This window comes from Polynucleobacter sp. AP-Feld-500C-C5, from assembly GCF_018882265.1.
In the GTDB taxonomy this organism is placed as follows: Bacteria; Pseudomonadota; Gammaproteobacteria; order Burkholderiales; family Burkholderiaceae; genus Polynucleobacter.
Genome location: NZ_JACVOW010000021.1, coordinates 1 through 23,391 on the forward strand (window position 1 = coordinate 1; position 23,391 = coordinate 23,391).

24 protein-coding genes and 1 tRNA gene are annotated in these 23,391 nt (G+C 44.4%); 8 read left to right on the plus strand and 17 right to left on the minus strand.

Going from position 1 to position 23,391, the window contains the following annotated elements:
* The coding region (locus ICN21_RS05000) for a tetratricopeptide repeat protein (protein WP_216177145.1) at positions 1 to 485 on the minus strand (485 nt) is incomplete at its 3' end.
* A gap of 220 nt (positions 486 to 705) precedes the next feature.
* Complete coding sequence (gene mscL / locus ICN21_RS05005) at positions 706 to 1,128, minus strand: large conductance mechanosensitive channel protein MscL (RefSeq protein WP_216177146.1); 423 nt, start codon at positions 1,126 to 1,128, stop codon at positions 706 to 708.
* Between the two features lie 137 nt (positions 1,129 to 1,265).
* On the opposite strand from mscL, the gene petA reads away from it, so the two are divergent.
* The 7 genes from petA (at position 1,266) to ICN21_RS05040 (ending at position 6,360) form a co-directional block, all read left to right on the plus strand.
* Complete coding sequence (gene petA, locus ICN21_RS05010; RefSeq protein WP_216177147.1) at positions 1,266 to 1,868, plus strand: ubiquinol-cytochrome c reductase iron-sulfur subunit; 603 nt, start codon at positions 1,266 to 1,268, stop codon at positions 1,866 to 1,868.
* A 10-nt stretch (positions 1,869 to 1,878) separates the two neighbouring features.
* Positions 1,879 to 3,279, plus strand: a complete 1,401-nt coding sequence (locus ICN21_RS05015; protein WP_216177149.1) for a cytochrome bc complex cytochrome b subunit — start codon at positions 1,879 to 1,881, stop codon at positions 3,277 to 3,279.
* A gap of 41 nt (positions 3,280 to 3,320) precedes the next feature.
* Positions 3,321 to 4,094, plus strand: coding sequence for a cytochrome c1 (locus ICN21_RS05020; protein WP_216177150.1), 774 nt, complete (start codon positions 3,321 to 3,323; stop codon positions 4,092 to 4,094).
* A 95-nt stretch (positions 4,095 to 4,189) separates the two neighbouring features.
* On the plus strand, positions 4,190 to 4,801 hold the full coding sequence (locus tag ICN21_RS05025; RefSeq protein ID WP_216177152.1) for a glutathione S-transferase N-terminal domain-containing protein: 612 nt from the start codon (positions 4,190 to 4,192) through the stop codon (positions 4,799 to 4,801).
* Between the two features lie 29 nt (positions 4,802 to 4,830).
* Positions 4,831 to 5,238, plus strand: coding sequence for a ClpXP protease specificity-enhancing factor (locus tag ICN21_RS05030; protein ID WP_216177154.1), 408 nt, complete (start codon positions 4,831 to 4,833; stop codon positions 5,236 to 5,238).
* A gap of 17 nt (positions 5,239 to 5,255) precedes the next feature.
* Positions 5,256 to 5,331, plus strand: a tRNA-Thr gene (locus ICN21_RS05035).
* A gap of 114 nt (positions 5,332 to 5,445) precedes the next feature.
* Entirely contained in the window at positions 5,446 to 6,360 is a 915-nt protein-coding gene (locus ICN21_RS05040; protein WP_216177156.1) for a glycosyltransferase family A protein, read from the plus strand.
* Here ICN21_RS05040 and ICN21_RS05045 read toward each other — a convergent pair.
* The 10 genes from ICN21_RS05045 to ICN21_RS05090 all read right to left on the minus strand — a co-directional run bounded on the left by ICN21_RS05045 (position 6,357) and on the right by ICN21_RS05090 (position 17,521).
* A complete protein-coding gene (locus ICN21_RS05045) occupies positions 6,357 to 7,727 on the minus strand; it encodes an MFS transporter (RefSeq protein WP_255534214.1) in 1,371 nt (456 codons plus the stop codon). The two genes, ICN21_RS05040 and ICN21_RS05045, sit on opposite strands and share 4 nt — an antisense overlap.
* The gene (gene rmuC, locus ICN21_RS05050; protein ID WP_216177158.1) at positions 7,702 to 8,976 is read right to left on the minus strand and encodes a DNA recombination protein RmuC; all 1,275 of its coding nucleotides are present in this window, start codon (positions 8,974 to 8,976) and stop codon (positions 7,702 to 7,704) included. The genes ICN21_RS05045 and rmuC overlap by 26 nt, the downstream gene beginning before the upstream one ends.
* 14 nt (positions 8,977 to 8,990) lie before the next feature.
* A complete protein-coding gene (gene grxD / locus ICN21_RS05055) occupies positions 8,991 to 9,299 on the minus strand; it encodes a Grx4 family monothiol glutaredoxin (RefSeq protein ID WP_215296161.1) in 309 nt (102 codons plus the stop codon).
* 90 nt (positions 9,300 to 9,389) lie between these two features.
* Positions 9,390 to 10,241, minus strand: a complete 852-nt coding sequence (gene prmC, locus ICN21_RS05060) for a peptide chain release factor N(5)-glutamine methyltransferase (RefSeq protein WP_216177160.1) — start codon at positions 10,239 to 10,241, stop codon at positions 9,390 to 9,392.
* Between the two features lie 17 nt (positions 10,242 to 10,258).
* Entirely contained in the window at positions 10,259 to 11,338 is a 1,080-nt protein-coding gene (prfA, locus tag ICN21_RS05065) for a peptide chain release factor 1 (protein ID WP_216177162.1), read from the minus strand.
* The gene (gene hemA / locus ICN21_RS05070) at positions 11,339 to 12,655 is read right to left on the minus strand and encodes a glutamyl-tRNA reductase (protein ID WP_216177164.1); all 1,317 of its coding nucleotides are present in this window, start codon (positions 12,653 to 12,655) and stop codon (positions 11,339 to 11,341) included.
* Positions 12,656 to 12,884: 229 nt separating this feature from the next.
* The gene (locus tag ICN21_RS05075) at positions 12,885 to 13,718 is read right to left on the minus strand and encodes a uracil-DNA glycosylase (protein ID WP_216177166.1); all 834 of its coding nucleotides are present in this window, start codon (positions 13,716 to 13,718) and stop codon (positions 12,885 to 12,887) included.
* On the minus strand, positions 13,718 to 15,514 hold the full coding sequence (locus ICN21_RS05080; protein WP_255534216.1) for a M61 family metallopeptidase: 1,797 nt from the start codon (positions 15,512 to 15,514) through the stop codon (positions 13,718 to 13,720). Before ICN21_RS05080 ends, ICN21_RS05075 begins: the two co-directional genes overlap by 1 nt.
* Before the next feature lie 11 nt (positions 15,515 to 15,525).
* On the minus strand, positions 15,526 to 16,254 hold the full coding sequence (locus ICN21_RS05085) for a DsbC family protein (protein ID WP_255534217.1): 729 nt from the start codon (positions 16,252 to 16,254) through the stop codon (positions 15,526 to 15,528).
* The gene (locus ICN21_RS05090) at positions 16,247 to 17,521 is read right to left on the minus strand and encodes an FAD-dependent monooxygenase (RefSeq protein ID WP_216177168.1); all 1,275 of its coding nucleotides are present in this window, start codon (positions 17,519 to 17,521) and stop codon (positions 16,247 to 16,249) included. The genes ICN21_RS05085 and ICN21_RS05090 overlap by 8 nt, the downstream gene beginning before the upstream one ends.
* A gap of 40 nt (positions 17,522 to 17,561) precedes the next feature.
* On the opposite strand from ICN21_RS05090, the gene ychF reads away from it, so the two are divergent.
* Positions 17,562 to 18,656, plus strand: a complete 1,095-nt coding sequence (ychF, locus tag ICN21_RS05095; RefSeq protein WP_216177170.1) for a redox-regulated ATPase YchF — start codon at positions 17,562 to 17,564, stop codon at positions 18,654 to 18,656.
* An 81-nt stretch (positions 18,657 to 18,737) separates the two neighbouring features.
* On the opposite strand, the gene trpC is transcribed toward ychF, so the two are convergent.
* The 5 genes from trpC to rpe are packed head-to-tail and all read right to left on the minus strand — an operon-like array spanning position 18,738 to position 23,381.
* Positions 18,738 to 19,541, minus strand: coding sequence for an indole-3-glycerol phosphate synthase TrpC (gene trpC / locus ICN21_RS05100; protein WP_216177172.1), 804 nt, complete (start codon positions 19,539 to 19,541; stop codon positions 18,738 to 18,740).
* A gap of 10 nt (positions 19,542 to 19,551) precedes the next feature.
* Entirely contained in the window at positions 19,552 to 20,577 is a 1,026-nt protein-coding gene (gene trpD / locus ICN21_RS05105; RefSeq protein WP_216177174.1) for an anthranilate phosphoribosyltransferase, read from the minus strand.
* Between the two features lie 23 nt (positions 20,578 to 20,600).
* Complete coding sequence (locus ICN21_RS05110; protein WP_216177175.1) at positions 20,601 to 21,167, minus strand: aminodeoxychorismate/anthranilate synthase component II; 567 nt, start codon at positions 21,165 to 21,167, stop codon at positions 20,601 to 20,603.
* Positions 21,151 to 22,656: an anthranilate synthase component I gene (gene trpE / locus ICN21_RS05115; protein ID WP_216177177.1), complete on the minus strand. Its 1,506-nt coding sequence runs from the start codon at positions 22,654 to 22,656 to the stop codon at positions 21,151 to 21,153. The genes ICN21_RS05110 and trpE overlap by 17 nt, the downstream gene beginning before the upstream one ends.
* Positions 22,656 to 23,381, minus strand: a complete 726-nt coding sequence (rpe, locus tag ICN21_RS05120) for a ribulose-phosphate 3-epimerase (RefSeq protein ID WP_216177179.1) — start codon at positions 23,379 to 23,381, stop codon at positions 22,656 to 22,658. Before rpe ends, trpE begins: the two co-directional genes overlap by 1 nt.
* Between the last annotated feature and the right edge of the window lie 10 nt (positions 23,382 to 23,391).

A 23,391-nucleotide genomic window follows, 5' to 3' on the forward strand; every position in this document is an offset into this window, starting at 1 on the left:
GCCTCTTCGTACCGCTTGAGCTCATTGAGAGTCGCACCTTTATTTGACCAAGCCTCTGCATAGTCGGGTTTGAGACTTAGGGCTTTATCAAATGCAGTAATTGCTTCTTCATAGCGCTTGAGTTCATTGAGAGTCGCACCTTTATTTGACCAAGCCTCTGCATAGTCGGGTTTGAGACTGAGGGCTTGATTAAAAAACTGAATGGCAGATTCAAATCTCTTGAGTTCCCTCTCTATGAGACCCAAATTTAAATATGCTTCACTACTGCAACCCTCTAATAAGATTGCTTGATTTGTACTGATCTGAGCGTCAGAATATTTTTTTTGTTTCAATTGTGCTACGGATAAGTTTATTAAAGTTGAAGCCCTATCAGGGATGAGCTCAAGAGATTTTTTAAATTTATTTTCTGCCTGACAAAAATTTTCTGCTTCTAAAAAAATGCAACCATCTAAAAAATATTCTTTTGCTAATTCAAAATTATTCATAGTGGTCAATTTTTATGATTTAAATATGAAGCTGGGATACTAGATGCATCTGATATTTTTCCTAAGGGGCAGATTAATTATTTGCTAAAGAAATACTATGAATATTTGCTTGCACTTAGTTAGTGTGCCGATATGTCCTAATTAAACTAACCTTGCTGACGATTTGTAATTTATTAAGTTGCAAAGAGAGATTTTTTGCTGAAGGTTGGCTTGGGCTAAATTATTTTTTAAGACTGTCTCGTATTTCGCGAAGTAAAGTCACTTCTTCTTGAACCGGAGGTGTGGACGGTAAATCCAAAATCCGCACCCTATTCACAAGCTTTACCATTTGAAAAATTACGAAGGCTAGTAGGATGAAATTAATTGAAATAGTGATGAAATTTCCATAGGCAAAAATCGGCACCCCTGCCTTTTTCAGGGCGTCAAAGGTTCTCGGTACCCCCTCCGGAATATGTCCAAGTACGACGAAGAGATTGGTAAAGTCAATATGACCTCCCAAAAGGGTAGAGATGACCGGCATAACGATGTCATTTACGAGGGAATCCACGATTTTTCCAAAAGCGCTGCCAATAATGACGCCTACCGCCAAATCAATCACGTTACCCTTGACTGCAAAATCCCGAAACTCCTTTAAAACGCTCATAAACGCTTCCTTTTATAGTCGAACACTAGTTAACCCGAGATTAACCCCATAACTTTCTTGCTTACCCCACTTTTTACTTTAAAATACTAGGTTTAAGCAATTTCCACCTCTAAATACCCTTTCTAGGAATTTTGTAAATGAGTGACAAGCCCTGTATGGACAAGGATCGCCGTAACTGGCTAATCGCCACATCGGCGGTTGGTGGCGTAGGTGCAGCCGCAGCCCTTTACCCTTTTGTGGACAGTTTTGAGCCTTCCGAGCGCGCTAAGGCTGCTGGCGCCGCTGTTGAGATTGATATTTCAGGAATGAAGCCAGATGAAATGCGCATGGTTGAGTGGCGCGGCAAGCCAGTGTGGGTTGTGCGTCGTACTCCAGAGCAGGTTGCTGAATTGTCAAAAATTGATAGTGAGTTAGCTGATCCAGATTCATTGCGCGACCCAGCGCAATTTACCCCTTCTTATGCCCAAAACCAATGGCGCTCAATCAAACCTGAGTACCTGGTAGTGGTGGGTATCTGTACTCATTTAGGTTGCTCTCCAACGCCTAAATTTGAAGCAGGTGCACAACCCTCTTTACCAAATACTTGGCCGGGCGGCTTCCTTTGCCCTTGCCATGGTTCGACTTTTGACATGGCAGGCCGTGTCTATAAAAACAAACCAGCCCCAGACAATCTTGAAGTTCCGCCACATATGTATTTGAGCGATACCAAGATTCTGGTTGGCGATGATAAGAAGGCCTAAGGAGAAATAAATGGCATTTCAAGAAAAACAAGTCCCAGCAAACGCTCCTGTAGCTCAGAAGCTGTTGGCATGGGTTGACTCCCGTTTGCCCGTTACTGAGGCGTTTAAGCGTCATATGAGTGAGTATTACGCTCCGAAGAATCTGAATTTTTTCTACATCTTTGGAGCTCTAGCTATTGTTGTTTTGGCGATTCAGATTATTACCGGCATTTTCTTGGTCATGAACTACAAGCCTGATGCTGCAAAAGCATTTGAGTCTGTTGAGTACATCATGCGTGAAGTGCCGTGGGGCTGGTTGATTCGCTATATGCATTCCACTGGTGCTTCAATGTTCTTCGTAGTGGTGTATCTGCATATGTTCCGTGGCTTGATCTACGGCTCATATCGCAAGCCACGTGAGCTTATTTGGATTTTCGGTTGTGCGATCTTCTTGTGCTTAATGGGCGAAGCTTTCTTTGGCTATCTACTCCCATGGGGGCAAATGTCATATTGGGGTGCCCAAGTCATTGTGAACTTGTTCTCTGCGATTCCACTCATTGGTCCAGACCTCTCATTATGGTTACGGGGCGATTATGTTGTGGGTGACGCAACGCTTAATCGCTTCTTTGCATTCCACGTGATTGCGATCCCATTGGTATTGATTGGCTTGGTTGCAGCCCATATTCTTGCGCTACATGAAGTAGGCTCCAATAATCCAGATGGCGTAGAAATTAAAAATACGCTGGATGAGAATGGGCATCCTGTGGATGGTATTCCATTCCATCCTTTTTATAGCGTACACGATGTGATGTATCTGGGTGGCTTCTTGATGGTGTTTGCTTGCATCGTATTTTTTGCGCCGGAAATGGGCGGATATTTCCTAGAAGCAAATAACTTCATACCAGCAAACCCATTTGTGACCCCAACGCATATTGCACCAGTTTGGTATTTCACGCCGTTCTATTCGATGTTGCGTGCTACTACTTCGAACTTCCTATTGCCTTTATGGATCTTCTTAGCCGTCATTCTTGGAATGTTTGCTATGAGCGCCAAAGATATCAAAATCAAAGGTATTTGCGCTGCTATTGCAGTGGTTTTGGCTGCAGGTTTCTACGCGCTTGACGCAAAATTTTGGGGTGTGGTGATCATGGGCGGCTCAGTAGTGATTATGTTCTTCTTGCCATGGTTAGATCATTCTCCTGTGAAGTCGATTCGCTATCGCCCTCAGTTTCATAAATACATCTATGGCATCTTTGTCGTGACCTTTGTGATCTTGGGTTATCTAGGAATCCAGCCACCATCACCAGTATTTGAAAAGATTTCTCAGATCTGCACGATTTATTATCTGGGCTTTTTCTTGGCAATGCCTTTCTGGAGCAAACTTGGCACATTTAAGCCAGTTCCAGACCGCGTTACTTTTGAGTCCCATTAATTCACGCCTGAGATATCAGCTAAGAGAAATTAGGAACTAGTATGAAACGAATTCTGCAAACTTTGATGGGCATCTGCCAAGTAACAGTATTGGTTACCGCCTTTGGCTTTAGTCTTAACGCCAATGCAAATGAAGGTGGCTTCCCATTGGATACTGCCCCTAACCGTGTCAGTAGCAATGCCTCTTTGCAAAATGGTGCGAAGATATTTGTGAACTATTGCTTGAACTGCCATGCAGCTGCGAGTATGCGCTATAACCGTTTGCGCGATATAGGTCTGACCGATCAACAAATTAAAGATAACCTGATTTTGACTGATGCAAAGGTCGGTGATTTGATGACTATTGCAATGACGCCAAAAGAAGGTAAGACTTACTTTGGTAAGACGCCACCAGATCTCTCTGTTGAGGCTCGTGCGCGAGGTACAGATTGGCTTTATACCTACTTCCGCACTTTCTATAAAGATGATGCTACGCAAACCGGTTGGAATAATATGGTTTATCCAAACGTAGGTATGCCACACGTGCTCTGGCAATTACAGGGTGAGCGTGCTGCTAAGTTTGAGGAGCGCAAAGATCCTCATGACGAGAGTAGAACTGAAAAAGTATTCGTTGGCTTCGAGCAGTTAACTCCAGGTACCATGAAGCCGCAAGAGTATGACGACAACATTGCTGATTTGGTTGCATTTATGTCTTGGATGGCTGAGCCTGTTCAACTCGAACGCAAGCGCCTAGGCGTAGTAGTTCTCTTGTTCTTGGCGATATTCACTATTTTGGCCTGGCGCTTGAATAAAGCCTACTGGAAAGATATTCACTAAATAATTAAATGGGGTTAGATACCCCATTTATAAGTTAAAGCCGCTAGTTGTTGTGCGTTTGTTGTATTGAAATAGAAATTTAAGGAAATAAATTTATGATGGTGTTGTACTCGGGTACTAATTGCCCTTTCTCGCAACGCTGCCGTTTGGTGCTTTTTGAAAAAGGCATGGATTTTGAAATCCGTGATGTTGACTTGTTTAATAAACCAGAAGACATCTCAGTAATGAACCCTTACGGCCAAGTGCCGATTTTGGTTGAGCGCGATTTAATTTTGTATGAATCTAATATCATCAATGAATATATTGATGAGCGTTTCCCCCATCCACAATTGATGCCACCTGATCCTGTGGCACGCGCACGCGCACGCCTTTTCCTCTTTAATTTTGAGAAGGAGTTGTTTGTTCACGTGGCAGCTCTGGAAAATGAAAAAGGCAAAGCTGCTGAGAAAACCCATGAAAAAGCGCGTTTAGCTATTCGTGATCGTTTAACTCAGTTGGCGCCAATATTCGTCAAGAATAAGTATATGCTCGGTGATGACTTCTCAATGCTTGATGTTGCCATTGCTCCGTTGCTATGGCGTCTAGAGCATTACGGTATTGATTTGTCTCGTAATGCAGCAGCCCTCCTTAAATACGCTGAACGTATTTTTAGCAGGCCAGCCTATATTGAAGCATTAACACCGTCAGAAAAGGTAATGCGCCGCTAAGCAGTTCTAGTGGCTCATTTCTAGTCAGCATGCCTGACGTCCCAAGCAATAAACCCTATCTAATCCGTGCGCTACATCAGTGGTGCACGGATTTTGGTTTTACACCCTTCATAGCGGTGTTTGTAGATGCTAGGGTGGAGGTGCCGATGGAGTTTGTGAAGAACGATGAGATCGTTTTGAACCTCTCCTTAGAGGCGTGTCATCAGCTCGAGATCGAGAATGACTATATTGCCTTCCAGGCTAGGTTTGGAGGGGTCCCAAGGAAAATAATGGTTCCCGTAAGTCATGTACTGGCTATTTACGCTCGAGAGAATGGCCAGGGGATGTCATTTCCATTTGACGCCTCAAAAATTGACGATTTAAATCTTACTAATAACTCTGATGGGTCTTCGGATAAGCCTAAAACTGGCAGGCCAAGCTTAAGAGTTGTGAAATAGGCTAAAATATTCCTTGTGCCCCTTTAGCTCATCTGGTAGAGCAACTGATTTGTAATCAGTAGGTGGTCTGTTCGAGTCGGACAAGGGGCACCAATATATTTTATTGCTTGGCAAATAATTTTCTCAATATTTATTGGTGACAATGAACTAATTTACCAATTATAAAAATAACAACCAAGCATTAATTCTCTAAATGAGAATTAATGCTTGGTTGTTATTGAAAAGTTAAAGGGTTTATTTGTTATGCAGAATAGCCGTGATGGGGCAAAAATCATCTTTGCTGGTGTTGGTCGAGATTGTGCAAGGTATTTGCCAAGTGTATTGAGGGGAGTTGATCAAATCTCCTCTAAATTTTCTGAATCAGCATTTGTGTTTATTGAAAATGACTCTAAAGATTCGACTAAATCTATCCTGCAATCATGGGGTTCAAATAAGCAAAATTTTAATCTTATTAATTTAGATGGCTTAGCTAGAATACCCCAGAGAGGTTTGCGACTAGAAGTTGCTAGAAACACCTATTTAGAATTTATTAGGGGGCATAGTTTTTTATCTGGGTATGATTACTTAGTTGTTTTGGATATGGACGATGTCAATACTAGGGGCGTATGTCCAGAGAAGTTTAAAGATGCTTTAGATTTTTTGGCTAGCGAACCACAAAACGCTGCAGTTTTCTCAAATCAAGAGGGAACTTACTATGACATGTGGACCTTGAGACACAAGGATTTATGTCCTGGTGACCTTTGGGAGGATGTTTTGAGTTATGTTCACAAGCATAAGGTATCTGATCAAGAGGCATTTAACAATACATTTGCCAAGCGTATTATTTCTTTGGAGCAAACTGGGGAAATGCTCGAGGTTGAATCAGCTTTTGGTGGATTTGGAGCCTATAAATTAAACTATGCATTAAGAAATCAACATTCATATTTAGGTTCAAAAGTAAAAGTGTTGCCTGAAGACAATTCTCAAGTCATCGTATATAGACAGGAAGTCTGTGAGCATGTTCACTTTAATATGGGCATTCGAAATTTAGGGGGGCGTCTTTTTATTAAGACAGATATGATAAATGCCTCTAATACTGGGATGCAATTTTCAGCATCTTTTTTTAGGCAAATTATTTTTTAACATAAAAGGCAATTTTTTGTTTCTGGAAGGTATAGAAATGAAACAATTGCGGCAATCAATAGAAATATAGTTGGATACCAGAGCCCTGCAAGGCCATTGCCCCAAGCTTGGTTTAACCAAGTCACTATGAGTGGCAGCAAACCCCCTATCCAGCCAGCAGCTAAATTATGTGGAAGAGTTGCAGCACTATTTCTATTCTTGGCCGGAAATAGTTCTGCCAAGAGTGCAGTCTGTGGCCCCACTACTAATCCAAGGGATAACGCAAGTACCATCAATATTGATCCTATTCCCAGTAGTGAACTGAAAGCCGGAGACTGAATATATAGATTGCCCAAGACCTGAAGTAATTGAAAGGCGGGTTGTATAAAGATTACTCCAAGAATAATGCCGCTCAAAATAATAGGCTTTCGGCCAACTCGATCCGAAAGCCACCCGGCAAAGATTATTAGAGGAAAAAGCACGATGGTAGCGAAGATGCTGAATTGATCAACTAATGCTGGATTTAGTCCTACAGATATTTTCAAAAAAATCGCTGTGTAAACCTGAACGCAAAAAAATAGAATTGCTCCGCTAGAGGAGATGCAAAAAAATAACAAAAACATTCTCTTGCGTATTTCTGGATCCCTGAAATTATTAATTAGTTGAGATTCATTTTTTGTAGTCTGCTTGGTAAGCTCCAAAAATATAGGGGTTTCTTCTAATGATTTACGAATATAGATGGCAATAATTAGCAGTAACAGCGAAATCCAAAACGGCACCCTCCAACCCCATAGCTGAAATTCTTCTGGTGAAAGCCATTGCTGTAGGAAGGCAATTTGTATTGTCGATACTAAAATCCCCAATGGCCCCATTAGTTGCAGGAAGCTAGTTTTAAATCCCCTATGTTCGTTTCCAGCATGTTCGGTAAGATAGACGGCACTGCCGCCAATCTCACCCCCAGCAGAGAGCCCTTGAAGTAGTCGTAAGCCAACTAAAAGTATGGGCGCCCAAATGCCAATTTGGGCATAGGTCGGTAAAAAGCCCACGCTTACGGTTGCTATACCCATTAAGGCAATTGTGATCATAAAGACCGGTTTTCGGCCTATGCGATCCCCCAAAGACCCAAATATGGCTGATCCAATAGGCCTCACTACCATTCCAACCCCAAAAGTTGCCAGGCTGGCTAAAAGACCCGTATTAGGGTCATTGGAGGGAAAAAATAAAGGACCAAGAACAACTGCTAGGGTTGCAAATGTTAGGAAGTCGTACCACTCTAGAAAAGTCCCAAAACAAGCGGCAATAGCTACCTTTATGTAATGCTGTGAAGCTCTTACTTCTTCTATCTTTTTTAGATTGTTCAATTTATTCAGAATCTGATGAAGATTCAATTAGGGGGGCGGATAGATTTTTGCTGGGTTTAACGCCCAGTTCACGTACCCTCTCTGCAGAGCGAATCAAATTACCTTTGCCAGTCTTCAGTTTATTAAAGGCATCGTGGTAGCTAGTTTGAGCCTGGTCCAATCGCTGACCAAGTTTTTCAAGATCATCTACAAAGCCTACGAATTTGTCGTATAGACTGCCGCATTGTTTTGCTATCTCAAGTGCATTGCGGTTTTGGTGATCCTGCCTCCAGAGATGGGCAACTGTTCGCAGAGTAGCCATCAAAGTGCTTGGACATACCAATACAATATTTTTAGCAAGCGCCTCCTGATATAAATTTGGAGCAGTTTTTAGTGCCAATAAAAATGCAGGTTCAATCGGAACAAACATGAGCACAAAATCTACAGATCCTGCGCCATAGAGAGAGCTATAGTTCTTTCCAGATAACCCTTGGATATGCTGCCGTAACGATTGAATATGAGCAGCTAGCTCTTGCTCTGCAGTATCTGCATCGGTGGTTTCTGCATGGCGGGCATAAGCCGTAATGGACACTTTGCTATCGACTACCAAGCACCTGCCTTCGGGAAGTTTGATTACTACGTCGGGCTGCAGGCGGGAGCCATCGCTTTGCGTATGACTGTCCTGGACTACATACTCTTCACCTTTACGAAGGCCGGATGACTCCAGAATGGATTCAAGCACTAGTTCACCCCAGTTGCCTTGAACTTTGGAGTCACCCTTTAGGGCTTGAGTCAAAGAGCGAGTCTCATCTGACATGCGTAAATTGAGATTTGCTAGGCGCTCAATTTCACTTTTGAGTGCAAAGCGTTCACGGGCTTCATTCCCATAGGAGGTATTAACTTGCTCTTTGAATTCAGTGAGCTTGGTTTGCAATGGTTTTAAAAGAGCATCAAGGCTAGCAGCGTTTTGTTCTGTGAAACGTTTGGATTTGTCTTCCAGAATTTCACTAGCCAAATTTTTGAATTGGCTAGTGAGTGCTTCTTTAGCTTCATTGAGCGACTCAATCCGTCCAAGTCCTTGTTTGCGTTCTGAATCAAGTTCTGCTTCAAGCCGAATGGCGTTTTGTAATGCTTGATCCCGTTCATTTCTGAGGCTTAGCGCTATAGCAATTTCTGTTTTGGCTTGAAGTTCAGCTCTAGCAAGACTGGAGCGCAAATTCAGTGCATAAACCAAAAGGCCTGCACACAATCCGAGTGGCAGGCCAAATAGTAGAAGGGAACTTAGATCAAAGGTCACCAGCAAAAGCGAAATTAAGCTTTAACTAATTTTTGAAGTTCACCAGACTCGAACATCTCTGACATGATGTCTGAGCCACCGATGAATTCACCATTGATATAGAGCTGAGGAATTGTTGGCCAATTGGCAAATTGCTTAATGCCTTCGCGAATTCCGGCATCTTCCAATACATTGACAGTATGGAGTGTTTCAACGCCGCTGGCGCGAAGAATATTGATAGCGTTGCCAGAGAAGCCGCATTGTGGAAATTGAGCGGTACCCTTCATAAATAAAACAACGGGATGGCTAGTAACGATTTCTTTGATTTGAGCTTGAGTATCCATAAATTCTTTCTATAAAAACGATAACGATAGTTTCACGCCTGCTATGGGTTTGATTTTAAGACTTAATGCAAAAAAGGGTGATTTAAGGTCTCATTTTCGGGCTGATACCGCCCGGTTATGACCAGCCAAATCTTGATGGGTTTGAATATCGCGCAATCCTGCATCTTTCATCAGGCTGACCACCGCCTCTGATTGATCAAACCCATGCTCCACGGCAATCAGACCCATGGGTTTTAAGTAACATGAGGCCCTGCGGATGATTGTTTGAAGGCAGGTGAGCCCATTGGCATGGTCGGTTAATGCAGAAATGGGTTCAAAACGCAGATCGCCTTGATTGAGATGGGGATCCTCGTTGGCGATATAGGGAGGGTTGCTCAAGATGACGTCAAACAAGGTGTTATCTCCCAAGGCTTCATACCAGCTCCCTTGGCCAAATTGCACCCGAGATTCAAGATCTAAGTGCTTTGCATTGGCTTTAGCAATTGCGAGGGCCTCAGGAGACTGATCTGTTGCAGTAACGATGGCATCTGGAGCTGCATGAGCAATTGCTAATGCAATCGCGCCAGAACCCGTTCCCAGATCAAGTAACTTAGGGGTGGAAACCTCATTTTCAATTCGCCCAATCTCACGAAGTCCAATGTCTACTAGTAGCTCAGTTTCTGGTCGTGGTATCAATACCCCTGATGCAACCTGTAGTTCAATATTGTGGAAGCCTCGTTTACCGATGAGGTAGGCAATAGGTTCACCTTTTAGTCGCTTCAATTCAAGTACTTTCCAGTCCTCAAGGGCATTGGCATTCAGCTCCATATCATCACGCGATAGCAGGGCAGAGCGCGGAAGTTGGTAGTGCTTATCCAGTACATTTGCCATCAGAATGCGCGCTTCATTTAGGGGAAGAGGCGAAGTGCCCAACAAAGAGCGCAGACTGAAATCTTGACTCATGAAAGTGATGCTATCGCTTAATTGTCACCAAGAGCGGCAAGTAATTCTGCTTGATGCTCAGATGCAAGGGCATTGCAAAGATCATTAATATCGCCATCCATCATGGCATCAATTTTGTAGAGCGTAAGATTAATGCGGTGATCGGTAATACGACCTTGTGGAAAGTTGTAAGTCCGAATGCGGTCACTACGATCGCCTGAGCCAATCAAGGATTTCCTAGTTTGTGCTTCGAGCTGATGTTTCTCGCGCTCACGTGCATCCATGATGCGTGAAACTAATACTTTCATTGCCTGCTCACGGTTGCGGTGTTGGCTGCGATCGTCCTGACATTCCACTACGGTGCCTGTTGGTAGGTGAGTAATACGAACAGCTGAATCCGTCTTATTAATGTGCTGGCCACCAGCACCAGAAGCGCGGAAGGTATCGATGCGTAATTCGGCAGGATTGATTTTGACGGCTTCAAGTTCATCTGCTTCCGGCATGACTGCAACCGTGCAAGCTGATGTATGAATACGTCCTTGGGTCTCTGTTTGGGGTACACGTTGTACGCGATGACCGCCCGACTCAAATTTCAGGCGCGAGTATACAGATTGACCTACCAAGCGCAGGACAACCTCTTTATAGCCCCCTAAATCTGATTCAGCCGCACTGACTACTTCTACTTTCCAGCCTTGGCGTTCTGCAAAGCGGGTGTACATCCGCAAAAGATCTCCAGCAAACAGAGCACTTTCATCGCCGCCAGTCCCTGCACGAATCTCTAAGAACACGTTGCGCTCATCGTTTTCGTCTTTGGGTAATAAGAGCTTTTGCAGTACTGCCTCAAGCTCTTCCATAGTTGACTGAGCTTGTTTCTGCTCTTCGTCCGCAAAGTCCTTCATATCGGGATCTTTGCGCATCTCTTCTGCAGCTTGCGCGTCCGCCTCAGCCTGTTTGTAAAGGCCAAATTGCTCAACGACAGTTGCAATATCTGAATGCTCACGCGTGAGCTTCCGATAAGCATCCATATCTTTGGTTGCTTCTTCGGACGTTAAAAGGGAGTTGAGTTCGGCTAAGCGCGTGTCTAGATGATCTAGCTTAGCCCGCATGCTGGGCTTCATCTAATGGTCTTCTGGTTTGGAATGTGAGGCGAATAGTTTTGGTAACAATTTAATCAAAGCATCACGCTCAGCACCGTTTGAGTGCTGCAAAGCATGGAGTGAGCCATGCAAGAATTTATTGGTAAGACCTTGTGCCATTGCATTAAGGACTTCTTGTGGATCATCACCACGTATTAAGCGTTTCATGGCACGCTCTAACTCAAGTTGTCTTAAACGTTCGCCTTGCTGCTGAATATCTTGAATTATAGGAACGGCATTACGGCCTTGCATCCAATGCATAAAGTTACCAACACGATCTTCGATGATCGCCTCTGCTTGGCTCACAGCCGCTTGGCGCAAACTTGCTCCTGTTTGAATCATGACGCCTAAGTCATCAACTGTATAAAGATACACATCACCCAGTCTAGAAATTTCTGGCTCAAAGTCACGCGGCACTGCTAAATCAATCATCACCATAGGCTTTTGGCGGCGCTGCTTGAGAGCGCTCTCTACCATCCCCAAGCCAATGATAGGCAAAGATGAGGCAGTGCTTGAAACAATAATGTCAAACTCATGTAAGCGGCTAGGGAGTTCAGAAAGCTTAAAAGATTCAGCCTGGATATTTTGCTCAGCAATCGAGTCTGCTAATTCTTGTCCGCGTTCGATGGTTCGATTGGCAATAGCTACATTTTTTGGTTTACGAGCAACAAAGTGAGTTGCGCATAATGTGATCATTTCACCAGCACCAATGAATAAAACTTTTTGATTGGATATTTTTTCAAAGATCCGCTCTGAAAGTCGCACTGATGCAGCAGCCATAGAAATCGAGTGCGCGCCAATTTCAGTAGAGCCGCGAACTTCCTTGGCAACAGCAAACGTTTTTTGAAATAACTGATTGAGGTAAGTGCCCAAAACACCTGCATCATTTGCAGTACGGACAGCATCTTTCATCTGACCCAAAATTTGGGTTTCACCAATCACCATCGAATCTAAACCACAGGCTACTCTAAAAGCATGACGCACGGCATCGGATTGGGGAAGAGAGTAGATGTGCGGTTCAAGACTGCTTGGGGCAAGCTGCTGAGTTTTGGCTAGCCAATCAAACGTCGCTTCGTGAAGAATATCGGCAGCATGAGGATCATTGGCGGCGCAATAGACCTCGGTGCGGTTGCAAGTTGATAGGATGGTGGCTTCGGGCAAGCCGGATTGATTCGCCCCAAGCAAGTGTTGGCGAAGATCGTGCAACGCTTCTTGAAGAAATTCAGGATCAAAGGCGACCTTTTCCCGAATGGCGACCGGCGCTGTGTGATGATTGATGCCGAGTGTCAACAACTTCATAATGGTGATTATAGATTTGATGACGTCATTATTGGGGGTAAGAATGGGGTTTTTGGCTTTTCTGCTAATTGGGGGTTTATCTGGGGCTTCTTCCTGGATTTTTTACCCTGGTCGATCCAGAGGCCCAAACACTTTAGGCTTCCTCATGGCTGCATTGATGGGCTTTATTGCAGCGGCAGCAAGCTCTTACTTGGGTCAATACACCGGTTTTTTTCAATCCGGCCAAATGCTAGAGTGGCTTGTGGCTATCTTGTCCTCTTGCACCATCGGGTGCATCTATACCGCTTTCGCTAAATAGATCGACTTGCCCCCCTCTTCTTGGGGCTTTCGCAGAGCTATGAATCCATTCAATAGGAGCAAGCTTATTTGCTAGTAGCCATTCATTGGTTTTGGTGAAGTGATTACAACTACCAGCGCCACCCGGATCTAAAAACGGCTTATCGGTTTTATAGACCCCTAGCCCTGAAGGATGTGAGGATTGCAAAATCAATTGATCTTTTCCTACTTCAATGAGGGGTAACTTAGATTGAGCATGCCCTCCCCAAAGCATCCAGACTAAGCATGACTTTTCTAGAGCAAGCGACGAAATTAAGCGATCAATTAGATCTTGCCATCCGAGCTTAGTATGACTACCGGCTTCACCTAATTGAACGCTGAGAGCCGTGTTGAGCAGCAGCACTCCTTGCTTGCTCCAAACGTGTAAGTCACCATTGGGGAGGCTACCAAAGCCCTCAAGCATTAGTGCCTTGCTGATATTGCGCAGCGAACTCGGAAACGCACGAGAATTTGTTGGAATGCTCTCGGGAATCGAAAATGCAAGCCCTTGAGCAAGCCCGGGTGAGTGATAGGGATCTTGTCCAATAATCACCACCTTTACTGAATTTAATGGGGTTAACCTGAGCGCTTTAAAAAAATTCTGTGGCTGGGGGCAGACACTTGCAAAATCAACATCTAAGACTGCTTGAATATTTTTTTCTAAATTACTCCAAGCCGGTGAAGCGAAATAGTCACCCAATAATTTACGCCAGTCCTGCGGGATATCATCTTTAGAAAAAGAGGGCATTAGTTTTGTTTGAAGCTAGTGTTCGCCGAAATCAGCTCATATTGTGCTGGGAGCTGAGTAGGTTCTAGAACCAAGATACGTTCATGTTCGAGATCGTCGCGATAAAACGATATGCTGATGCTCTCGTTTTCTGAAAGACCCTGGAGTACCTTATCCCAGCGTGCATTCGTGATGCGTTGACCATTGGTGCTTGCTACTAAGTCACCTGCTGCTAAGCCTGCTGCTTGTGCTGCACCACCATCTAACACATGAGTGACTTTAAGCCAGCCATTGACATCAGTGTGGCGTATACCTAGCTGCAACTTTATTATCTCAAGCTTAGACTGGGTTTTTGGTTTGACTGAAATGATCTTTGAAGTAATCCATGTCTGAATTGGAATATCTTCGACGCCAAAAACGTAGCGAGACTTGATGTCGCTCCATATTTTTCTAAAGTTACTTCCTAGTAGCTCGTATATCAATTCATCTAAACCATCTTCAGAGATACCATCCAGCGTGACGCCATGTCTTTGCCAAATGAGTCGCATGAGATTGTCTAAAGATTTTTTGTTTTTCGAGAATCTGCGAATTTGTAAATCCAAGCCTAGGGCTAGCAAAGCACCTTTGCCGTAATAGCTCACAACAGTATTGGGAGTGTTCTCATCTGCTTGGTAGTACTTGGTCCAAGCATCAAATGAGCTATCAGCCAAGCTTTGCTTTAATCTGCCTGGCCCACGTAAGACGCCGTTCCAATTATCAGAAACCAGCTTCAAATACGTGCTTAGATCAATGCGTTTGCTACGGAATAGTTGCAGATCATCATAGTAGCTAGTAAAGCCTTCAAATAACCAAAGAAGGTGAGTGTGATTTCTATCTCCTAGTGCGTAGGGTTGGAAAGCCTTCGGCTGGATACGCTTTACTAACCATGCATGGAAATACTCATGACTACATAAGCCTAAGAATTCACGATAGCTTGCTTCATCTAAGGGAATATTCTTCTGCGGGATTTGATCTCGACGACACAATAGTGCAGTGCTATTGCGATGCTCAAGACCACCATAAGCATTTAAAACAGCATTGACTAAAAATAAGTAGTTAGTGAATGGCGCCTTTTTTGTTTTGGGCTCGAAAAGATTGATAGTGCAAGAACAAATTGCTTGCAAGTCACTTGCTAGGCGTACTGCATCAATTGGATGTATGCATCCTTGAATCGCCATGCTATGAGACGTATTATTTGATTTCCAGTGCACCATCTGAAACTCGCCCATAGCCACTGGGTGATCAATCAGATCATCATAGTTTTGGGCAAGATAAAACCCAAAACCACGCTCATCAGTTTTTGCAGATCGCAAAGTGGTTTGCACAGTCCAGTGATCAGCAAATCCACCTTCAGGCGACACGATTGCTAAAGAGCAGGGAATATTTTCTTGCCCTTTGACTGTCAGGCAGAGACTGGTTGCGTTGAAGAATGCACGTTCTGTATCAAGGTAAGCTGCTCGAACAGAGTTATCGAAAGCATAAACTGTTGTCAGGATATCTACGGCACCAACCGCTGTTGGTAAAAGCCATTGATTGTTATCAATGCGCTCCAGAGCAATTTTTTTCTTAGTGGATTCTGCGCTAAACGCCTCGATGGTTTCAATATGTTTTGAAAAGTCCCGAATCAAATAGCTACCCGGTATCCATGCAGGCATTTGCAGAATTTGTCCTTGAGGATCAGGGTGAGCAATATGAAGCTTTACTTGAAAACGATGGCCATGAGGGTCTGCAGGCCAGACAGTGTATTGAATTGCGGGCAGATCGGTTTTATTCATCATTCTTTAATTCGTTATTTCAGAGACGCAAATTTCTTTTCAATATCGGCAATCTGAACTGCGCCTGGGAAGCGGCTGCCATCGGTAAAGAAGAGCGTAGGGGTACCGGTGATGCCGTAGGTTTTGGCAAAGGTCAGATTTTTATCTAGTGGATTACTACAGTCCGTTTTCCCGGTAGGCGCAATACCATTGACCATCCAATCAATATAAGCTTTATTAGGATCGGCTGAGCACCATATCTGCTTGGATTTTTGTGCGGAGTCTGCCGAAAGAATCGGAATGAGATAGGTATAAATAGTGACATTGTCTAATTGCTGCAACGATTTCTCGAGGCGCTTGCAATAGCCACAATTTGGATCTGAAAAAATAGCTAATTGGCGAGTGCCATTGCCCCGCACTACCTTGAAGGCATTAGCTTGATTAAGATCAGCCCATTTAATTCGGTTTAAGTCAGTCTGTCTTTGCTCAGTAATGTTTTTACCAGTAGCGATCTCAATGATTTCACCTTGGATTAGGTATTTTCCTGAGCTGTCAGTGTAGAAAATATCATTACCCACCAGCACCTCATATAGCCCGGGTACTGGTGCAGGCGTAACGCTGCGTACTTTAGCATTTGCACCTAGTTTTTTCTGGATATCTGCCTTGATTTGCTGATCAACTTGGGCTTGAACTGATCCAGAAAAAATCATGTTGGTGCACATGAATGCAAAGATGGATAAGGCTACAGATAAAAATTTATTCAAAATCAATTTCTCCTAATGCGCGCTCAATGAGGCGCTGTTTAATGAAGTGACTTTTATTCACCAAGCCTAGCCCCCAATTACGTAACTGCTTTTCAGTGCTGCTGCTACCAGAGAACAATTTTTTCAACTTATCGGTAACCCATAAAAGTGCGCTAGTGTCGCCTTGTCGCTGACGTTCATAGCGACGTAATAAGTTCAGGTCGCTTAGTGAGCGAAAAGATTCCCGTTTGCTAAAAATATTGAGTAGAACGGCTACATCTCTCAATCCCAAGTTGAGGCCTTGGCCTGCTAGTGGGTGCATAACATGAGCCGCATCGCCAATCAATACCACTTTTGGATTTGTCTCTGGGCCAATAAAGCGCGTAGCCCGAATCTTTCTTAGTGGATACGCGGCAGGAGCGGAGTTAAGGGTGAGCTCGCCCAATTGTTTGGTAATCGCACCATTTGCAATGGATGAGAATCGCTCAAGCCACTCAGGGGGACTCAGTTGCAAGAGTTCTGCAGCCAGCTCCGGTGAAGTAGACCACACCATAGATACTTGTTTATTGGGCAAGGGGAGCATGGCGAAAATATCACCACCTGGTAGGAACCACTGAAAAGCAGTTTCTAGGTGGGGATAAGTACAAGTCCAATTGGCTACAACAGCACTTTGTGAATAACTTTCTTCGCTAGCACTGATACCAATCTCAGATCGAATCGGTGAGTTCGCGCCATCAGCAGCGATCACGAGCGATGCGCGAATAATGCCACCATTTTTTAAATGTAATGAACTTCCTTCTGTATCAACTTCAATTTTTTCTACAGTATCTGAAATCCGCTCTAATTTATTTTGAAAACGCGATGCTTGATCTAGTGTGTGCTCGATCAAATTCGATTCACCAATCCATGCGAGTTGTGGTGTGCCAGCTTCAAATGCAGAAAGATGAAGCTGATCATTTTTCTCGCCGCGATCACCGTATATCCGCATATCGCGAACCACTTGTAGGCGACTATGGTCTAGTGCATCCCAAATCTGTAAATGGGCCAGGAGCTTTTGGGTGCTCGGTGAAAAGGCATAAATTCGTTGGCCCCATTGACTTCCTTGAGGGTTAGGGACGGTTTGCCCTAAATCAGGGGCAATTTCTAGGGTCTGAAGCCCAAGTTGAGCCATGCCAAGGGCACAAGCCTTGCCAGTAATGCCTCCACCGACCACAACAACATCAACAGAGCGAATTTTTGGCGAATGGGAAGGCATCTTAGATAAATGATTTGAGTGAGCTTCTGACATAACTCGATGATATCGAAACCAGCCCCTTTACAATAAAGCCATGTCTTTAAAATGTGGCATCGTCGGCCTGCCTAATGTCGGCAAATCTACCCTCTTTAATGCGCTTACCAAGGCTGGGATCGCAGCGGAAAACTATCCTTTCTGCACGATTGAGCCTAATGTAGGTGTAGTTGAGGTTCCTGACCCCCGTCTGGCTGCTTTGGCTGAGATCGTGAAGCCTGAGCGCATTCTGCCTGCCGCAGTGGAGTTTGTTGATATTGCAGGATTAGTGGCGGGCGCCTCAAAAGGCGAAGGTCTTGGCAATCAATTTTTGGCCAATATTCGGGAAACTGACGCTATTACCCATGTGGTGCGCTGTTTTGAAGATCCTAACGTGATCCACGTCGCAGGCAAGATTGATCCGATTGCTGATATTGGTGTCATTGACACTGAGCTAGCACTCTCTGATTTGGCGACAGTGGAAAAGACACTCAACCGTTCTACTAAAGCTGCAAAGTCAGGTAACGATAAAGAGGCTGCTGCTTTGGTGGCAGTCCTAACAAAAGTTCAATGCCATCTAGACTCTGCTTTACCGGTGCGCAGTATGAATTTATCTGATGACGAAAAACTCCTCATTAAGCCCCTGTGCTTGATTACCGCCAAGCCTGCGATGTATGTGGCTAACGTAAAAGAAGATGGCTTTGAAAATAATCCTCATCTTGAGGCTGTCAAGCAACATGCTTCTAAAGAAAAAGCCCCGGTTGTGGCTGTATGTGCAGCGATTGAGGCTGAAATTGCCGATTTAGATGATGCAGATAAAACGGAGTTCTTGGCTGATTTAGGCATGGATGAGCCAGGCCTAAATCGTGTCATCCGTGCGGGTTATTCATTATTGGGTCTACATACTTATTTCACGGCAGGTGTTAAAGAAGTACGCGCTTGGACTATTCACCAAGGCGATACTGCTCCACAAGCCGCTGGTGTGATCCATACCGATTTTGAGCGTGGTTTCATTCGGGCGCAAACTATTGCTTATGATGACTTCATACAATTTAAGGGTGAGTCAGGCGCTAAAGAAGCCGGCAAGATGCGCGCTGAAGGGAAAGAGTATGTTGTAAAAGATGGCGATGTCTTGAACTTCTTGTTCAATGTATAAATCTTGACGCATTACTCGTTTGAGCTCTAAATAAAAAAGCCCTTCTTGAAGGGCTTTTTAACAATGAAATTCAAAAGCAGCCTAGGAAAATAGTTCGCTGAGGGCGGCGCCAGGATCGGGTGAGCGCATAAATGCTTCGCCAACTAAGAATGCATTTATATGATTAGCACGCATGAGTTGAACATCTGCGCGACTCAGTATTCCCGATTCAGTGACTAATATTTTATTGCTTGGAACAGAAGGTAGGAGCGAGAGAGTAGTTTGTAGTGTTACTTCAAATGTTTTAAGGTTGCGATTATTGATTCCTAGCAATGGGGTCTTGAGTTCTAGCGCTTGATCAAGTTCAGCAGCGTTATGCACCTCCACTAAGACATCAAGACCTAATTCATGAGCGCAAGCTTCAAGCTCTTTCATTTGGTTTAACTCAAGACAAGCCACAATCAGCAAAATAGCATCCGCACCAATCGCTCGCGCTTCATAAACTTGGTAGGGATCAATCGTGAAATCTTTCCGCAATACTGGAATGCTGCAAGCATCACGCGCTTGCTGAAGATAGTCATTACAGCCTTGAAAGTAATCGACATCCGTTAAGACGGATAAGCAGGCTGCACCATGTTTTTCATAGGACTTAGCAATGTTGGCTGGAATAAAGTTCTCACGCAAAATACCCTTACTTGGGCTTGCTTTCTTGATTTCGGTGATCACACCAGCCCTACCTGCTGCGATTTTCTGCTCAATGGAACGAATAAAGCCTCTAGGCTTTAACGCTGTATCTTGATTATTTGCCTGCGCTTGATCGCGTTGATTTGCGAGCGAGAGTTGTTTTGAGTTTTGTGCAATCTCTATCTTCTTAGTTGCAACAATTTTTTCGAGAATATCGCTCATGAACAGTGATTTATTTAGATTGAGTTGCTGCAACGAAGGCATCTAATTTTTGCCGGGCAGCGCCTGATGTAATGGCAGCTTTAGCTTTTGCAATACCGCTGGCAATATCAGGGGCAACGCCAGCTACATACAGTGTGGCGCCTGCATTAAGGCAGACAATATCACTTGCTGCACCAGGCTTATTGTCGATGACATCAAGCACAATGTTCTTGGATTCTTCAGCATTAGCAACCTTGAAACTACTCGTGAGAGCGGTATTTAATCCAAAGTCTTTTGGATGAATTTCATATTCACGCACAAGCCCGTCTTTAAGCTCGCCTACAAGAGTAGGGCCTTCAAGTGAAATTTCATCAAGGCCATCACGACCATACACTACTAAAGCATGTTCCATGCCGAGTGCCTCTAATACGCGCGCCTGAATGCCAACGAGATCTGCATGGAATACACCCATCAAAATACGTTTAGCATCTGCTGGATTAGTTAATGGTCCCAGGATATTAAAAATAGTGCGCACACCCAATTGCTTACGAATCGGTACAACATTTTTCATGGCAGGGTGATGATTCGGTGCAAACATGAAACCAGCGCCAACTTGAGAGATACACGCTGCCACTTGCTCTGCGGAAAGCGCCAGATTAACGCCAAGCGCCTCTAATACGTCAGCGCTACCAGACTTACTGCTTACGCTGCGATTGCCATGTTTAGCAATTTTTGCACCTGCTGCCGCTGCAACAAACATCGCTGCAGTAGAAATATTGAATGTATGGGCTCCATCGCCACCAGTACCCACAACATCAACTAAATGAGAGCGGTCATCCACATAAACCGCAGTAGCAAACTCACGCATCACTTGTGCGGCGGCTGCGATTTCACCAACGGTTTCTTTTTTAGTACGTAGAGCAACTAAGAGACCAGCTACAAGCTCAGGCGACATTTCGCCACTCATGATGAGGCGCATCATTGCCGTCATTTCATCATGGAAGAGTTCGCGATGTTCGATGCAACGTTGGAGGGCTTCTTGTGGAGTAATGGGCATGACGTTTTTATATGTTTGCTGAGTTATTTGTTTTCTAGAAAATTCTTGAGCAGGGCATGACCATGCTCAGACAGAATCGATTCTGGATGAAACTGAACACCCTCCACCGCTAACTCTTTATGACGCACACCCATGATCTCTCCATCAGAGGAGGTGGCAGTAACTTCCAAGCATGCTGGCAAAGAGCTTTTTTCAATTGCCAAAGAGTGATAGCGAGTGACCTTGAATGGGTTTGGTAGGTTTTTAAATACACCAACGCCAGTGTGATGAATGCTATCCGTCTTGCCGTGCATTACTTTCTGAGCGCGAATTACCTTGCCTCCAAAAGCTTCACCAATCGCTTGATGACCTAAGCACACGCCCAAGATAGGAATCTTTCCAGCATATTGCTTGATAGTCTCTACAGAGATACCAGCTTCTGCTGGGCTACATGGTCCCGGTGAAATGCAAATGCGTGCAGGATTGAGTTTTGCAATCGCTTCAACGGTAAGTTCATCATTCCGAAATACTTTGACGTCTTCACCTAGCTCAGCAAAGTACTGCACGAGGTTGTAGGTAAATGAATCATAGTTATCAATCATTAGGAGCATCGAGTCCTCCTTGTACTAAATCGGCTGCTGTTAATACTGCGCGTGCCTTAGCTTCGGTTTCTTTCCATTCAGCTGTGGGATCTGAGTCAGCTACGACACCAGCGCCAGCCTGCGAGTGCAGCATACCATCGCGAATGACCCCAGTACGAATCGCAATTGCTACATCCATATCACCGGAGAAAGAGAGGTAGCCTACTGCGCCACCATAAACACCGCGCTTCACAATTTCCATTTCATCAATGATTTCCATTGCCCGAATTTTTGGTGCGCCCGATAAGGTACCCGCAGGGAAAGTGGCACGCAAAACATCCATATTGCTCATATTGTCTAAAAGATCACCCTCAACCGAGCTCACAATATGTTGTACGTGAGAGTACTTTTCAATAGACATAGAGTCAGTCACCTTGACCGAGCCTGTTTTAGCAATACGACCGACGTCATTGCGAGCAAGATCAATCAGCATGACGTGCTCAGCAATTTCTTTTGGATCTGCCAATAGCTCTTTGGCTAGGCGCTCATCTTCTTCTGGGTTGGCGCCACGGGGACGTGTTCCGGCTAGCGGCCGAATCGTCACAATTTTTTCTGCTGCACGTTTTTCTTGGCGTACTAAGATTTCTGGGGAAGAGCCGACGATCTGCATATCACCAAAATCATAGAAATACATATAGGGCGATGGGTTCAATGAGCGCAATGCTCTGTAGAGCGCAAGCGGTGAATCGGTAAAGGGTTTGCTAATGCGCTGACCAATGACAACCTGCATGCAATCGCCAGCCAAAATATATTCTTTAGTTTTACGAACGGCATCTTCGAAATCTACCGCTTTGAATTTACGAATCAGATCGGTTTTACTGCTTGCCAAAGAAGGCGGCATGTTGACTTGCTTGCTCAGACAGGCAAGTAATTCTTTCAAGCGAGCCTGTGCTTTTTCAAAGCCATCAGTCAAGCTTGGATCAGCATAGACGATGAGATAAATTTTTCCCGCGACGTTATCAATGACTGCCAACTCTTCAGTGAGCATGAGTTGAATATCAGGAACACCCAGCTCATCTGGTAGTGAATGTTTGGCAAGACGTGATTCGATATAACGAACTGTGTCATATCCAAAGTAGCCAGCTAGACCTCCACAAAAGCGCGGTAGCCCCGCCTCTACTGAAACCTTAAATCTTTTGAAATAAGCATCTACAAAATCTAGTGGATTATCTGTATTGGTCTCAACTACTTTGCCATCAGTAAGCACTTCGTTAACGGGTTTAGATGGCGTGCCTACTGTACGAATAACAGTCCTGGCAGGCAGACCAATAAAGGAGAAGCGACCAAAACGCTCACCACCTAAAACTGATTCCAAAAGGTAGGTATTTTTTTTGCCAAAAGCTTGGCTCAACTTGACGTAGAGCGATAGCGGCGTTTCTAAATCCGCCAAAACCTCTTTCACCAGAGGAATGCGATTGAAACCCAGCTTTGCTAGGGCATTGAAGTCCTCGCGCAGCATTAGGCTTTTCCTGACTTTCCTAACTCTGCGCGCATTGCGTCAATGACTTGGGCGTAATTCTCTTGACCAAAAATAGCTGAGCCTGCAACAAAGGTATCTGCACCTGCTTGTGCAACTTGTGCAATGTTATCGACCTTAATCCCACCATCTACTTCAAGACGAATGTGACGACCTGTCTCTGCTTCGTAGCGATCTAAACGGGAACGCACTTGAGCAATCTTTTGAAGAGTGCTTGGAATAAATGATTGACCACCAAAGCCAGGATTGACTGACATGAGTAGTACGAGATCTAGCAGGTCTAAGGTGTGATCCATATGATCAAGTGGTGTTGCGGGATTGAAAACTAGCCCTGCTTGACAGCCTTGATCACGAATTAAATTCAATGTGCGATTCACATGAGGGCTTGCCTCTGGATGAAAGCTAATCAAATTGGCGCCAGCTTTTGCAAAATCAGGAACGATACGATCAACCGGTTCAATCATTAAGTGAACATCGATAAGCGCAGACGTGCCATTTTTATTTGCATAGGGGCGAATGGCCTCACATACTAAGGGGCCAATAGTGAGATTAGGCACATAATGGTTGTCCATCACATCAAAGTGAATCCAGTCAGCTCCAGCCCCTAAAACATCTTGTACTTCCTTGCCAAGGCAGGCAAAGTCAGCCGACAAAATGGAGGGGGCAATCAGAAATTGACGATCAGATGGTGTTTTTTGGCTTTCCATCCCTAGATTC